This is a genomic window from Nonomuraea sp. NPDC059023, assembly GCF_042740095.1.
GTDB lineage: Bacteria > Actinomycetota > Actinomycetes > Streptosporangiales > Streptosporangiaceae > Nonomuraea.
The window spans coordinates 278,375-292,429 of sequence record NZ_JBHYIO010000009.1 but is presented as its reverse complement, the minus strand read 5'-3'; the positions used below and the strand labels follow the sequence as shown (position 1 = coordinate 292,429).

14 protein-coding genes are annotated in these 14,055 nt (G+C 70.1%); 7 read left to right on the top strand and 7 right to left on the bottom strand.

The annotated features are described in order from the left end of the window. Positions 1 to 186: 186 nt before the first annotated feature. The 5 genes from ACFWYW_RS18370 (at position 187) to ACFWYW_RS18350 (ending at position 5,888) form a co-directional block, all read left to right on the top strand. Positions 187 to 1,827, top strand: coding sequence for an ABC transporter substrate-binding protein (locus tag ACFWYW_RS18370; RefSeq protein WP_379626106.1), 1,641 nt, complete (start codon positions 187 to 189; stop codon positions 1,825 to 1,827). Positions 1,828 to 1,950: 123 nt separating this feature from the next. After that, positions 1,951 to 2,895, top strand: coding sequence for an ABC transporter permease (locus ACFWYW_RS18365; RefSeq protein WP_379626104.1), 945 nt, complete (start codon positions 1,951 to 1,953; stop codon positions 2,893 to 2,895). Next, positions 2,888 to 3,841: an ABC transporter permease gene (locus tag ACFWYW_RS18360; RefSeq protein WP_379626102.1), complete on the top strand. Its 954-nt coding sequence runs from the start codon at positions 2,888 to 2,890 to the stop codon at positions 3,839 to 3,841. Before ACFWYW_RS18365 ends, ACFWYW_RS18360 begins: the two co-directional genes overlap by 8 nt. 9 nt (positions 3,842 to 3,850) lie before the next feature. Then, positions 3,851 to 4,888 (top strand): ABC transporter ATP-binding protein, encoded by a 1,038-nt coding sequence (locus ACFWYW_RS18355; protein WP_379626100.1) that lies wholly within the window; start codon positions 3,851 to 3,853, stop codon positions 4,886 to 4,888. Further along, positions 4,872 to 5,888 (top strand): ABC transporter ATP-binding protein, encoded by a 1,017-nt coding sequence (locus ACFWYW_RS18350; protein ID WP_379626098.1) that lies wholly within the window; start codon positions 4,872 to 4,874, stop codon positions 5,886 to 5,888. The genes ACFWYW_RS18355 and ACFWYW_RS18350 overlap by 17 nt, the downstream gene beginning before the upstream one ends. Positions 5,889 to 5,947: 59 nt before the next feature. Here the strand turns inward: ACFWYW_RS18350 and ACFWYW_RS18345 are convergent, their stop codons facing one another. The 5 genes from ACFWYW_RS18345 to ACFWYW_RS18325 all read right to left on the bottom strand — a co-directional run bounded on the left by ACFWYW_RS18345 (position 5,948) and on the right by ACFWYW_RS18325 (position 10,253). Next, a complete protein-coding gene (locus ACFWYW_RS18345) occupies positions 5,948 to 7,132 on the bottom strand; it encodes a lipid-transfer protein (RefSeq protein WP_379626096.1) in 1,185 nt (394 codons plus the stop codon). Beyond that, positions 7,129 to 7,533 carry a Zn-ribbon domain-containing OB-fold protein gene (locus ACFWYW_RS18340; RefSeq protein ID WP_379626094.1) on the bottom strand — a complete coding sequence of 135 codons (405 nt, stop codon included), beginning with the start codon at positions 7,531 to 7,533 and terminating at the stop codon, positions 7,129 to 7,131. The genes ACFWYW_RS18345 and ACFWYW_RS18340 overlap by 4 nt, the downstream gene beginning before the upstream one ends. Before the next feature lie 26 nt (positions 7,534 to 7,559). After that, on the bottom strand, positions 7,560 to 8,741 hold the full coding sequence (locus tag ACFWYW_RS18335; protein ID WP_379626092.1) for a S8 family serine peptidase: 1,182 nt from the start codon (positions 8,739 to 8,741) through the stop codon (positions 7,560 to 7,562). Beyond that, positions 8,738 to 9,262 (bottom strand): hypothetical protein, encoded by a 525-nt coding sequence (locus ACFWYW_RS18330; RefSeq protein WP_379626090.1) that lies wholly within the window; start codon positions 9,260 to 9,262, stop codon positions 8,738 to 8,740. The genes ACFWYW_RS18335 and ACFWYW_RS18330 overlap by 4 nt, the downstream gene beginning before the upstream one ends. 178 nt (positions 9,263 to 9,440) lie before the next feature. Continuing rightward, a complete protein-coding gene (locus ACFWYW_RS18325; protein WP_379626088.1) occupies positions 9,441 to 10,253 on the bottom strand; it encodes an S-adenosyl-l-methionine hydroxide adenosyltransferase family protein in 813 nt (270 codons plus the stop codon). Between the two features lie 117 nt (positions 10,254 to 10,370). On the opposite strand from ACFWYW_RS18325, the gene ACFWYW_RS18320 reads away from it, so the two are divergent. Both ACFWYW_RS18320 and otsB read left to right on the top strand, forming a co-directional pair. Further along, complete coding sequence (locus ACFWYW_RS18320) at positions 10,371 to 10,673, top strand: DUF3263 domain-containing protein (RefSeq protein WP_379626086.1); 303 nt, start codon at positions 10,371 to 10,373, stop codon at positions 10,671 to 10,673. Between the two features lie 51 nt (positions 10,674 to 10,724). After that, positions 10,725 to 11,480 carry a trehalose-phosphatase gene (gene otsB / locus ACFWYW_RS18315; protein WP_379626084.1) on the top strand — a complete coding sequence of 252 codons (756 nt, stop codon included), beginning with the start codon at positions 10,725 to 10,727 and terminating at the stop codon, positions 11,478 to 11,480. Here otsB and ACFWYW_RS18310 read toward each other — a convergent pair. Then, entirely contained in the window at positions 11,449 to 12,606 is a 1,158-nt protein-coding gene (locus tag ACFWYW_RS18310) for an MFS transporter (RefSeq protein ID WP_379626082.1), read from the bottom strand. The genes otsB and ACFWYW_RS18310 overlap by 32 nt on opposite strands. 8 nt (positions 12,607 to 12,614) lie before the next feature. Then, positions 12,615 to 14,033, bottom strand: a complete 1,419-nt coding sequence (locus ACFWYW_RS18305) for a trehalose-6-phosphate synthase (RefSeq protein ID WP_379626080.1) — start codon at positions 14,031 to 14,033, stop codon at positions 12,615 to 12,617. Between the last annotated feature and the right edge of the window lie 22 nt (positions 14,034 to 14,055).

The following is a 14,055-nucleotide window of genomic DNA, read 5'->3' as shown; positions in this document are numbered from 1 at the left end:
CTGCAACGCGCCAGAGACTCGCTGGTGGCAAGTAGTGAGGGATAGTCGCGATCGACTGGCAGGGCGTCGGCTGGTTTGACCATGTCAGCCAAACCCGGGGGATTACAAGGACCCCCCGTCAGGCTGCTCTGGATCAACGCAGCTCAGCGCTAACGCCCACCTGGTAGAGGGAGGAAAGTTCTCACAATGCGTGTTACTAAGGGCGCACAGATCGTCGCCGGTACCGCGCTGCTCGCCCTCGCGGTTGCCGCGTGTGGTGGCGGTGCCACGGAAGGTGGCGGCAACACCGCCGCGGGCGGCAGCGACACGCCGGTCCGCATGGAGCTGGGCGAGCCGCAGGAGCTCCTGGTTCCGACCAACACGACCGAGTCCGAGGGTGCAGAGGCCCTCGCGGCCGTGTTCGAGCCGCTCGTCAACTACGACGAGAACAAGAAGGCTGTCGAGGCCGCTGCCGAGTCGATCACCTCCGAAGACCAGAAGGTCTGGACGATCAAGCTCAAGGCAGGCAACACCTGGCACAACGGTGAGCCGGTCATCGCGCAGAACTACGTGGACGCGTGGAACTACGCCGCCAACCAGGACAACGCGCAGTCCGCCGGTTACTTCTTCGGCCGTGTCGACGGCTTCGCCGACCTCAACCCCGGCGAGGGCAAGCAGGTCACCGCGAAGGGCATGAAGGGTCTGGAGGCGGTCGACGACACGACGCTGAAGGTCACCCTCGCCGCGCCGTTCTCGCAGTTCAAGACGCTCCTCGGCTACACCGCCTTCTACCCGCTGCCCAAGGCCGCCTTCGGCGCCGACGGCAAGGTGACGCAGGAGTACGGCGAGAAGCCCATCGGCCAGGGCCTGTTCAAGCTGGACAAGCCCTACAAGAAGGGCACCGACCAGACGATCGACATGTCGGTCTACGACGGCTACAAGGGCCCCAAGCCCAAGGGCTGGACCAAGCTGCAGTTCAAGCTGTACACCAGCGCGGAGACCTCGTTCAACGACCTGCAGGCCGAGAACCTGGACATCCACGACTCCCTGCCGCCGTCCGCGATCGCCACCGCCAAGACCGCCCTGGGCGAGCGCTACCAGGACCAGCCTGACGCCGGCATCGGCTACATCGGCGTCCCGCTGCAGTACAACCCCGATTTCAAGAACGCCGACGTGCGCAAGGCCATCTCGATGGCCATCGACAGGAAGACCATCGCCGAGACGGTCTTCTCCGGCACCCGCGCCCCGGCCGACGACTTCATCAACCCGGCCATCGACGGTTACCGCCAGGGCGCCTGCGCGGCCTGCGCGTACAACCCGGCCGAGGCCAAGACGCTCTACGCGTCCGCCAAGGGTCCGGCGAAGCTGGAGCTCGGCTACAACGCCGACGGCGGCCACAAGGAGTGGATCGAGGCCGTCGCCAACAACCTGCGCGCCAACCTCGGCGTCGAGGTGACGCCGAAGCCGTTCGAGAAGTTCCAGGCCATCCTGGACGAGCTGGACGCGAAGAAGTACACGGGTCTGTTCCGTATGGGCTGGGCGATCGACTACCCGTCCGCGGAGAACTACCTGACCCCGATCTTCGGGACCGGCGCCATCAAGACGGGCTCGAACTACGGCGGCTACACCAGCAAGGAGTTCGACGAGCTGCTCGCCAAGGGCGACCAGGCGGCGACTCCGGAGGAAGGCCTGAAGTTCTACCAGCAGGCCGATGACATCCTGAACAAGGAACTGCCGTACATCCCGGTTTACTTCTACCGGAACAACTCCGGCTACTCCACCAAGGTCAAGAACGTCAAGATCAACCTGCTTAACCAGGTCGAGTGGTCCCAGGTCGAGAAGGCCTGACGTTGTTCCCCGGGGCGGGCGCGCTGTCGCCCGCCCCTTGAGGGCCAGCCACGGAGGCGGTCACTTGGGCCGGTAGATCCCACCCCCAGGTGATTGCCTTCTTGGCATGTACGGGAGGCTTAAATGGGCCGTTATATCATCAGGCGTCTGATCCAGGCGATACCTGTGCTACTGGGTGCCACTCTGCTCATCTTCGCCATTGTGTTCGCGCTGCCCGGCGACCCTGTCGCAGCGCTGGCCGGTGAGAAGAGGACAGACCCGACGATCGTCGCGATCCTTCGCGAGCGATACCACCTCAACGATCCGCTGCTGCTGCAGTACTGGTACTACATCAGCGGCGTCATCTTCCGCGGCGACTTCGGCGTCACTTTCGCCGACGTACCCGTGTCCCAGCTCATGGCCGGCAAGTTCCAGGTCACGCTGAACCTGGCGCTGACCGCGCTGGTCTTCGAGGCCATCATCGGCGTCGGCCTCGGCCTGTGGGCGGCGCTGCGCCGCGGCAGGGCCGCCGACACCATGATCCTGGCCTCGACCCTTTTGCTGATCTCCGTCCCCACCCTGGTCACCGGCTTCGTGCTGCAGCTGGTGCTCGGTGTGAAGGTCAAACAGTGGACCGGCGTCGACATCTTCCCCATCGCGGGCATCAGCAACGGCTTCCGCAGCTACCTGCTGCCGGGCTTCGTGCTGGCCGGCATCTCGATCGCCTACCTCACCCGATTGACACGGACCAGCCTGGTGGAGACCCTCCGGGCGGACTACATCCGCACGGCGACCGCCAAGGGCCTGTCCAGACGGCGGGTCATCGGCAGGCACGGATTGCGCAACGCGCTGATCCCCCTCGTCACCTATCTGGGCGCCGACCTCGGCAACCTCATGGGCGGCGCGGTGATCACGGAGACGATCTTCAATCTCCCGGGCATCGGCAACCAGCTCTTCCAATCCGTATACCTGCGTGAACAACCCGTCGTCGTCGGTATCGTGACAGTTCTGGTGCTGATCTACATCGTCGCCAACCTGGTCGTCGACTTGATGTACGCAGTGCTCGACCCGAGGATCCGCTATGAGTGACATTCAGCAGCCGGCGCCGCCCCTCCCTATGAGCCCGGTCCCGGGCGCCGCGCCTCCTGGCAGGCAAAGGAAGAAGGAGGGCAAGCCGGCCAGCCTCTGGAGCGACGCCTGGCACGACCTCCGCCGCCGTCCGATCTTCATCATCTCGGCGATCCTCATCACGGTCCTCGTCGTCATGGCACTGTGGCCGTCGTTGTTCACGGCCATCGACCCGAACGACCCGAGGACCTGTGAGCTGGCCACGGCCCGGCAGGGGCCCAGCGGCGGCCATCTCTTCGGCCGCGACAACCTGGGCTGCGACGTCTACGCGCGCTCGATCTACGGCGCCGCCAACTCGCTGCTGATCGGCATCTCGACGACGCTGGCGACCTCGCTCATCGGCGGCATGTTCGGTCTCGCGGCAGGATACTTCGGCGGTGTCACCGACACGCTGGCCTCGCGCCTGACCGAGATCTTCTTCGCCATCCCCAGCATCCTGGGCGCCCTGCTGATCGCGGCCACCTTCCGTGGCGGCCCGTTGAGCAGCATCACCCTGGTCATCATCGCGCTGACCGTCCTGGGGTGGCCGATGACGTACCGGATCATGAGAGCCGCGGTCATCACGGCCAAGAGCCAGGACTTCGTGGTCGCGGCCAAAGCCCTGGGCGCCGGCCATATGCGGATCATGATGAGGCACCTGCTGCCGAACGCGCTCGCGCCGGTCATCGTCATCGCGACGATCAACCTGGGCGGGTTCATCGCGGCCGAGGCGGCTCTGTCGTTCCTCGGCGTCGGTGTGACCTCGCCCGACATCTCGTGGGGTCTGATGATCTCCGACGCCCGTAACAGGTTCCTGGACGCGCCGCTGCCGCTGATCTTCCCGGCCGTGTTCCTGAGCATCACGGTGCTCGCGTTCATCATGCTGGGCGACGCCGTACGCGACGCGCTCGACCCGAAGCTCAGGTAAGGGGGACCTGTGAAGAAGACATCCCCAGAGGTGTTGCCCGCCGAGGGAGGGCTGGGCAACGAGCCTCTGCTCGCTGTCGACAACCTGCACGTGGAGTTCCGCACACGGGCCGGCGTCGTGCACGCCGTCAACGGTGTGACCTATTCGCTCAGCCCCGGCGAGACCCTCGCCGTGCTGGGCGAGTCGGGCTCCGGCAAGTCCGTGACCGCTCAGGCGATCATGGGCATCCTGGACATGCCGCCCGCGGTGATCCCCAAGGGCGAGATCCGTTTCCGCGGCACCGACCTGCTCAAGCTCTCGGAAGACGCCCGCTCGCAGGTGCGCGGCCAGCGCATCGCGATGGTCTTCCAGGACGCGCTCTCCTCGCTGAACCCGGTCTTCACCGTGGGCTGGCAGATCAGCGAGATGTTCCGCGTGCACCGGGGCATGGGCAAGAAGGAGGCGCTGACCAAGGCGGTCGAGCTCATGGACCGGGTCCGCATCCCGGCCGCCAGGCAGCGCGTCAACGACTACCCGCACCAGTTCTCCGGCGGCATGCGCCAGCGCATCATGATCGCGATGTCGATCGCGCTGGACCCGGAGGTGCTGATCGCCGACGAGCCGACCACCGCGCTCGACGTGACCGTCCAGGCCCAGATCATGGAGCTCCTCGCGGAGCTCCAGCGCGAGAGCAACATGGGCCTGATCCTGATCACCCACGACCTCGGCGTGGTCGCCGACGTCGCGGACAAGATCGCGGTCATGTACGGCGGGCGGATCGTCGAGAACGCCCCGGTTCACGACATCTACAAGACACCCGCCCACCCGTACACGAAGGGCCTGCTCGAATCGATCCCCAGGGTCGACCAGAAGGGCCAGGACCTGTACGCCATCAAGGGCATGCCGCCGAACCTGCTGGACATGCCGACCGGCTGCGCCTTCCACCCCCGCTGCCCGTACCGCCAGGACATCTGCGTCACCGAGGCCCCGGCGCTGTCCGGGATCAGCGGTACGCGCAGCAGTGCCTGCCACTACTGGAGGGAGGTCCTCGATGGCACCCACGAGTGAGCCGATCCTTGAGGTACGCGACCTGGTCAAGCACTTCCCGCTGACCCAGGGCATCGTGGTCAAGAGGCAGATCGGCGCGATCAAGGCCGTCGACGGCGTCTCGTTCGACCTGCACAGGGGTGAGACCCTGGGCATCGTGGGCGAGTCGGGCTGCGGCAAGTCGACGCTGGCCAAGGTGCTCATGGCGCTGGAACGGCCGACGTCGGGCTCGGTCAAGATCAGCGGCAGGGAGATCGCCCACGCCCGCGGCAGCGAGCTCAAGCGCATGCGGCGCAACATCCAGATGGTGATGCAGGATCCCTACACCTCGCTGAACCCCCGGATGACCGTCGGTGACATCATCGGCGAGCCGTACGACATCCACACCGAGGTCGCGCCGAGGGGCGACCGGCGCAAGAAGGTGCAGGAGCTGCTGGAGGTGGTCGGGCTCAACCCCGACCACATCAACCGCTACCCGCACCAGTTCTCGGGCGGCCAGCGCCAGCGCATCGGCATCGCGCGCGGCCTGGCCCTGCAGCCGGAGATCATCGTCTGCGACGAGCCGGTCTCGGCGCTGGACGTGTCGATCCAGGCGCAGGTCATCAACCTGCTGGAGCGGCTGCAGAACGAGTTCAACCTGGCCTACATCTTCATCGCCCACGACCTGTCGGTGGTACGCCACATCGCCGACCGGGTGGGCGTGATGTACCTGGGCAAGCTGGTGGAGCTCGGCAAGGACACGGAGGTCTACGACAAGCCCGCGCATCCGTACACGCAGGCTCTGCTCTCCGCGGTTCCGGTTCCGGATCCGGAGGGGCGCGAGCTGCGCGAGCGGATCATCCTGCAGGGTGACCCGCCGTCGCCGGCCAACCCGCCTTCGGGCTGCCGCTTCCGCACCCGGTGCTGGAAGGCGCAGGAGATCTGCGCGGAGGAAGAGCCGCTGCTGCAGATCCGGCCGGGTACCGCGCACGAGAGCGCGTGCCACTTCGCCGAGACGCACGACGTGGTGCACATCGGTTAGAACGCAACGCCAGGACATCGGTTAGAACACCAGGAAGGAGCCCTCCGCGGAGGGCTCCTTCACGTTGTGGCGATGACGGCCGAGCCGTGCCCGAACAGGCCCTGGTTGGCGGCCAGGCCGACCCGGGCGCCGGCGACCTGGCGGGCGCCGGCGGTGCCGCGCAGCTGCCAGGTCAGCTCGCACACCTGGGCGATGGCCTGGGCGGGGATGGCCTCGCCGAAGGAGGCGAGCCCGCCGGACGGGTTCACCGGCGTCCGGCCGCCGAGCCTGGTGTCGCCGGCCCGCAGGAGCTTCTCCGCCTCGCCGGGCGGGCACAGGCCGACGTCCTCCATCCAGTCCAGTTCCAGTGCCGTGGACAGGTCGTAGACCTCGGCGAAGGACAGGTCGCCCGGTCCCAGTCTCGCCTCCTCGTAGGCGGCGTGGGCGATGGCGGCGCGGAAGGGGCGTTCTGGCGGGGGTGCTGCTGCCGCCGAGTCGGTGGCGAAGGCCGGCAGTTCCAGCGTCGTGTTGGGGAAGGTGGGGGTGACGGTCGAGACGGCGGCCAGCCGTACCGGCCGGGAGATGCCGTGGCGGCGGGCGAACTCCGCCGAGGCCAGCACCACCGCGGCGCCCCCGTCGGAGGTGGCGCAGATGTCCATGAGCCGCAGCGGGTCGGCCACCATCGGCGAGGCCAGCACCTCCTGCTCGGTGACGGGCTTGCGGTAGCGGGCCATGGGGTTGAGCGCGCCGCTGGCGGCGTTCTTGACCTTCACGGCGGCGAAGTCGGCGGCGGTCGAGCCGTACAGGGCCATGCGGCGGCGGGCGTAGAGGGCGAAGTAGGCGGGGTTGGTGGCGCCGAGGAGCCGGAAGCGCAGCCAGTCGGGGTCGTCGGGGCGCTCGCCGCCGACGGGTTTGAAGAAGCCCTTGGGCGTCGAGTCCGCGCCGACCACGAGTGCCACGTCGCACAGGCCCGCCAGGATTCTCGTCCTGGCCAGGTCGATGGCCTGCGCTCCCGAGGCGCACGCGGCGTAGCAGGAGGCGATCCTGGCTCCGTTCCAGCCGAGCGCCTGGGCGAAGGTGGCGCCGGCGATGAAGCCGGGATAGCCGTTTCTGATGGTGTCGGCGCCGACGACGTACTGGACGTCGGTCCAGGACACGCCGGCGTCGGCCAGGGCGGCTCGGGCGGCGGCGACGCCGTACTCGATGAAGGGTTTGCCCCATTTGCCCCACGGGTGCATGCCCACGCCGATGACCAGGACGCTCATCGGGCCGCCTCCCACATCCACACCAGCGGGCCGTCGGCGAGCGGGCCGTGTGTGAGCCGCAGCTCCATGCCGACCCGCAGCTCGTCCACGGTCAGGTCCTTGACCTGGCCGAGCACGATGATCCCGGCCTCGGCCAGCTCGACCGCGGCGAGCGTCACCGGCGTGTACGGCTCGGCGGCGGCGAACGGCGGCGGCGGCGCGTAGCAGGCGTTGGTGTAGGACCAGACGGTGCCCTGGCGGGGCAGCCGGGTCTCCTCCTGCCTCTCGCCCGAGCAGTGCGGATTGCGGCAGAATCCCCGCTGCGGCGGAAAGCTGACCGTGCCGCAGTCGGCGCACCGGGTGCCGAGGAGATGGGTGCCGTCGTCGCCGATGGTGAACCAGCCGTCGATCGCCAAGGTCATACCGACGAGTATCACACAAGCGCTTGCTAGGGAGAATGCCTCCGCCGCCGCAAGTGCAGCACCACCACCCTGGCCGACATCGCGACCGTCAGCCCGATCATCGCCACCACCACCGGCAGCCGCGAGACCGGCCGCGAGGGCGGCGGGCCGCCGCCGAAGTAGCCGCCCACCTGCCCGATCCTGGACGCGGCCGGACGGGCCAGCCGCCCCGCCTCGCGCAGGGCGAGCGCCGCGTCGGCCACCCCGTGACCGTAGGCGCGGCTGTGCCCGTCGGCCGGCCGCTTCCTGGTCCCGCGCTCGATGGCCATGCGCACGTGGTACGGCGACAGCCCCGGATACTCCGCCCTGACCAGCGCGGCGATCCCCGCCACCATCGCCGCCGCCGAACTGGTCCCGTCGCCGACCACGTACCCGTCCGGACCGTCGGCGCTGACGATCCCGGTGCCCGGCGCGACCACCGACAGGTAGTCCTGGCGGTTGGAGAAGCGCGGCACCTTCATCCGCTTGTCCACCGCGCCCACGGCGATCACCCCGGGGTAGGCGGCGGGAAAGTTCTTGCGGTTGGCGTCGTCGCCGTCGTTGCCGGAGGAGGCGACGAGCACGGCCCCGCGGGAGATCGCGTACTGCACCGCCTCCTCCTCGGCCGCCGAGCCCTCCCACGAGCCGCTGCCGCCGCCCAGCGACATGCTGACGACCCGCGCGCCCCGGTCGACGGCGTACCGGATGCCCTGGGCGAGCGCGTCGCCGCCGCCCGCCGTGGCACGCTGCTTGCCGCGCAGCGGGTCGTCGTTCTCCAGCGTCACCCGGACCGACAACACCCGCGCGGCCGGGGCGACGCCCACCACGCCGCGTCCGCCGCTGTGGCCGCGCCCGGCGATGAGGCTGGCCATCGCGGTGCCGTGGTGACCCGTTCTGGCCGGCCCGCGTACGGGCCCGGTCAGGTCGGGCCCCTCGACGACCGCTCCGGCCAGGTCGGGGTGGCGGGCGTCCACGCCCGTGTCGAGCACGGCCACCAGCACCCCCTCGCCCCTGCTCACCTTCCACGCCTCGGGCACGCGCAACGCGGTGAGCTGCCACTGCTGCTGGCTCGCCGCCACGGCGGCCATGCCGCTTCTCGTGGCGACGCCGCGCATGCCGCTCGCGGGCGGGTCCGCGACGAGCAGCATGACGAGACAGACGGGCAGCAGCCCGGCCGCGGCGCGGATCACCGGGTGAGCGCCTTGTGCAGGGCCTCCGCCAGTTGCACCGCCGCCGCGCCGAGGCGCGGCTCGGTCCCGCCCTCCGGCTGGTACGGCCGGCCGTCGGCGTACCCGGCGGCGGTGAAGACCACGTACGGCCCGCCGGAGGCCGCCACGGCGCCGGTGACGTACTGGGCCTGGCCGAACCGCTCGGCCGCGCCGCCGGGAAAGGCCACGGGCCGCACGGTCGGCGCACGCCCCGCGACGCCGGCGTGGACCGCTCTGACGGGCAGCCAGGACGGCGCCCCGTCGAGCACGGCCACGCCCACGGTGGCGACGAAGGTCTGCGTGCTGTCGGAGTAGGTGGCCCGCAGGGTCGTCAGGCAGCGCGGCAGCATGGCCGCCGCGGCGGCCTGGAGCGCGACCCGGCACGGCGCTTCTGGCGCGACCCCGGCCAGCAGGTAGGTCACCCGCGCGCCGGACGGGCTCGCGCCGGTGAGCGCGGCGGGGAAGACTCTCGTCACCGGCCACGCGCGCCAGCGCTCGCTCACGTGCGGCTCGGCCGAGCCCCAGGGAGACTGAAGTAGGGACAACAATGCGACGGACAGCAGGAACACGTCTGCCTCGAAGGAAGGGGGAGGAGGCGCTCGAACTGCCGTGCATTCTGGCACGCAGGCGATGGTTCAATCCGACGCTTCGGTAAACAGACCGATACGCGGGGTAATGTCCCTATCGCACCGGAGCGGGGGAAAGGCGCACATGCGCGCCCGGCGGGAGCCCCAGGCGCTGGGCCGCATCACCCGAGTTCACGGCGATGGCGATGAGCCCCGCCGAGTCGGCGAAGGCCACCAGCTCACCCGGCGGCACCGCCGCGTACGTCTCCCGGTACGGCATCGACAACTGCCTGCGCCCCATCCACACGCCCAGCGTGTCGCCCACCCGGACCCCGAGCGCCGCCAGGTCGCCCGCGGCGATCGACAGCTGGGTGTTGCCGTAGCGGTCCACGGAGACCACCTCGCCCTCCACCGAGCCCTCGCGCAGCACCGACGTCGGCTCCGGCAGCGAGACGAGCCTGTTCAGCGGGATCTCCGGCCCGAGGTCGGACGGCTTGCCGCCCACGCACAGCCGCCCGGCCACCGGCGCGTACACGTCGCGGCCGTGGAAGGTCGGCGAGACCGGGTGCAGGAAGAGCGCGTCGTTGGTGATCTCGTAGGCGGACTCGGCGCCGCCGCAGGCGTGCACCGCCCAGGACAGCAGCCCGTTGTCCGGCCCGATGAACACCCGTCCCCCCGCGGCCACGGCCACCGCGCGCCTGGCCCCGCCCGCTCCCGGGTCCACGGCGCCGATGTGCACGCCGGGCGGGATGTACGGGATGGTCTGCGCGAGAACCGCCGCGCCCCGCCGTACGTCGCCCGAAGGGATCAGGTGGCACACGTCGATGACGCGGGCCTGCGGCGCGATTCCGACGATCACGCCATGGCAGGCAGCCACATAACCGTCTTCGAGTCCGTAATCGGTGAGAAGCGTTATGACTGGGGTCACACTTGGTGACTGTACGTCTCCCGATCCGCGGTGAACACCCGGCTTTGGCACATTACGATGGCCACGGGCCGCGTACGTATGGCGTGAGCGCCGTACGCCCTTCCGAGGAGGACGACCATGGACACCGCACCGGTCAGCGGTGACAGTGCTGCCCAGGAACCCGACCGTCAGCCCCTCACCGAACGAGACCTCCAGCTCCTCGCCTTCGAGCGCCAATGGTGGCGCTACGCCGGCGCGAAGGAGCAGGCCGTCAAGGAGACCTTCGGGTTCTCGGCCACGCGTTACTACCAGTTGCTCGGTGAACTCATCGACCGTCCCGAGGCGCTGGAGCAGGATCCGATGCTGGTCAAGCGACTGCGCCGGCTGCGGGCCACGCGGCAGCGCGAGCGCGCGGCCCGGCGACTCGGCATGCGCCCCTAGGTGGCTGGGTACTCCAGCCGCGTGAGGAACATCCCTGGAATCCAAGCGATAGTGAAAGATCCGTCAGGGGCGGTGATCGGGCTCGACTTCGACGGCACCCTGTCGCCCATCGTGCCCGATCCGGCCGCCGCGAGGATCCATTCCGCGGCTCCCGAGATCCTGGCCCAGCTCAGCGCCCAGGTGTCGGCCGTCGTCATCCTGACCGGCCGCCCCCCTGCCACCGTCCTCGAACTCGGTCCGGGCCTGACCGACGTGCCCGGCCTGGTGATCCTCGGGCACTACGGCTTCGAGCGGTGGGAGAACGGCCGCGTCAGCGCGCCGCCGCCGCCCGCCGGCGTGCCGCGGGCCGAGGCCGAACTGCCGATGCTGCTCGACGCCCTGGGCCTGACCGGAGTGGCCGTCGAGGACAAGGGGCGGGCGGTAGCCGTACACACGAGGCGTAGTCCCGATCCCGAGGGGGCTTTCGAGGCGCTGCGGCGGCCGCTCGCGGCGCTGGCGGAGCGCAACGGGCTGGTGGTCGAGCCCGGCCGGTACGTGCTGGAGCTGCGCCCGCCAGGCATGGACAAGGGCCAGGCGCTCTCGTTGTTCCTGGCCGAACGCGCGGCCAGATCGGTGATGTTCGTCGGCGACGACCTGGGCGATCTGGCCGCCTTCGACGCGGTACGCGCTTCGGGGTTGCCCGGTGTCACCGTGTGCAGTGGTTCGGCCGAGGTCACCGAGCTGGCCGAGCGGGCCGACATCGTCGTGGACGGGCCCGACGGCGTGATGGCGCTGCTCAAGGAGCTGACGGCCGCGGTTCGCGGCTGACCAGCACGCCCGCCACGGCCAGCGCGATCAGCACGGGGACCATGAGGAAGGCCGTGCGCGTCCCGAAGCCGTCGGCCAGCGCCCCCAGCGCGAACGGGCCCGCGGCCATCGCCAGCCCCGCGCAGACCGGCGAGACGGCCGTGGCCCGCACCGGGTCGTAGGCGAGCACGCCGGCCAGCGCGAGCGGGAAGTGCAGCGAGACGCCGAGCCCGCTGATCGCCAGCCCCGCGTAGGCGAACAGCGGATGCGTGCTCGACCAGAACAGCAGCCAGCCGGCCGCGGTCAGCAGCAGGGCGCCGGTGAGCAGCCCGGGCGCGCCCATGCGCAGGGCCAGCGGCGTCCCGGCGAAGCGGCCGACGGCCAGGCCGGCCGTGAACGCGGTCAGCCCGGTCGTGGCCGCCGCCACGCCCATCCCCGTGTTCGACGCGAACAGCTGCACCGCCCACAGGTTGAAGCAGAACTCCAGCGCGACCACCAGGAAGAGCACGCCGCCCGCCACGTAGAAGCGCCAGCCGGGCGGCGGCAGGCCGGCGCGGGCGGCGCCGTCGTGCGGGCGGCCGGCCACGCGGACGCGGCCGAGCGTGAGGGCGATCAGGACGCTGAGGATCGGGGTGATCAGCAGGGCCGCCCGCCAGCCGAGCGCGGTCTGCGCGGTGGCGCTGATCGCGTAGGTCATGGCGATGCCGAACAGGATCGCGACCGCGTTGGCCTCGCTGATCGCCGCCGGTCCCGCCGGGCCGTGGTGGTCGCTGAGCGCGGCCATCATGGCGTAGAGGGCCACCGAGCCGAACAGGCTGGACAGGCCGTAGCCCAGCAGGGTGGCGGGCAGGGCGGGGGTGAGCATGACCGGAACCAGGCCCGCGTTCATGCCGGCCAGGCTGCCCCAGATCGTGGCGCGCCGGCCGTACCTGCGCTCCAGGAACGGCAGCGCGGCGCCGGCCAGGAGCGTTCCCGCGGCCATCGCGGTGCCGTGCAGGGCGGCGACCGCGTTGGAGACCTGCTGTTCCTGGCGCAGCAGCGGCAGGACGGCGCTGAGCCCGTACAGGTAGGTGGCGAAGGCGCCGAGTTGTAAGTAGACGAGCCAGGTCGGGAGATCACGGGTCAGACGTATCCGGACTGTGGTCACTTGAGGCATTAAGTCAGGGCATCGAGCTGCGCCGCAAGCCACCTCTGGGGCGGCAGCGCGGTGGCCGCCGCGGCCAGGCTGGCGGCCCTGCGCGTACGCTCCTCCTCGGGCATGACCAGGGCGGTGTGCAGGGCCTGGGCGGTCTCCAGGACGTCGTAGGGGTTGACCACGAGCGCGTCGGCGCCCAGTTCGGCGGCGGCGCCGGCCTCGCGCGAGAGCACCAGGACGCAGCGGGGCGACAGGATCGGGCCCTCCTTGGCGACCAGGTTCATGCCGTCGCGGATCGGGTTGACCAGCAGCACGTCGGCCATCCGGTAGGCGGCGAGGCTGCGCGCGTAGTCGTCGTTGACGTTGAGTATCAGCGGGTCCCAGTCCTCGGTGGCGTACTCGTCCTCGATCTCCTTGGCGCAGCGCTGCACCGCCGCGGTGTACTCGCGGTACTCGGGCAGGTCGTGGCGGCTCGGGTAGGCGAAGGCCAGGTGCACCACGCGGCCGTGCCACTCGGGATGTGCGGCCAGGAACTCGCGGTAGGCGACCAGGCCGCGCACGATGTTCTTGGACAGCTCGGTGCGGTCGATGCGGACGATCAGCTTCCTGTCACCGGTCTGCGCGCGCAGCGCCGCCACGTTCGACTCCACGTCCGGCTCGCAGGCGCGCCGCCACAACTGCTCGCCGTCGACGCCGAGCGCGTGCACGCCGATCCTGGTCGTGCGGCCCTCGTGGGTGACGCCGCGCGCGTCCACCCGGGCGCCCAGCAGGGCCGCGCAGCAGTCGGTGAACGCCCGCGCCCACCGCTCGGTGAGGAACCCGGCGTGATCGGCTCCCAGAATGCCTTCCAGGACCTCACGGGCCACCTCGTCGGGCAGCAGCGCGAAGTACTCCGGCGGGGCCCAGGGGGTGTGGCTGAAATGCGCGATGCGCAGGTCGGGGCGCTCGGCGCGGAGCATGGCCGGGGTGAGGGTCAGGTGGTAGTCCTGCACCATCACGCGCGCCTCGTGCCCGGCCTCCTCGGCCAGCGCCAGCGCGAAGGCGCCGTTGTAGTCGCGGTAGGACTCCCACTCGCGCTGGAACCTGGTGCCGAAGTGCGGGGAGTTGGGGATGTCGTAGAGCAGGTGGTTGACGAACCACAGCGTGGAGTTGGCCACGGCGTTGTAGGCGCGGTGGAAGGTCGCGGGGGCGATGTCCAGCATGCGCAGCGACCCGGTGTCGTAGCCGGCCTGGTCGAGGCGGCCGCCGGGAGCCTGCCGTACGGCGCTGCGGTCGCCGTCGGAAAGGGCCGCGCAGACCCACAGCACGCCCTCGTCCTTCGCCACGCCGGAAAGGCCCGAGACCAGGCCGCCGCCACCGCGTTTCATGGTGAGTTCACCGTCGTCGGAGACGGTGAAGGAGACAGGACCGCGGTTCGAGGCGACCAGGACGCTGTTCATTTAACTATCCTCCGCTCATAGG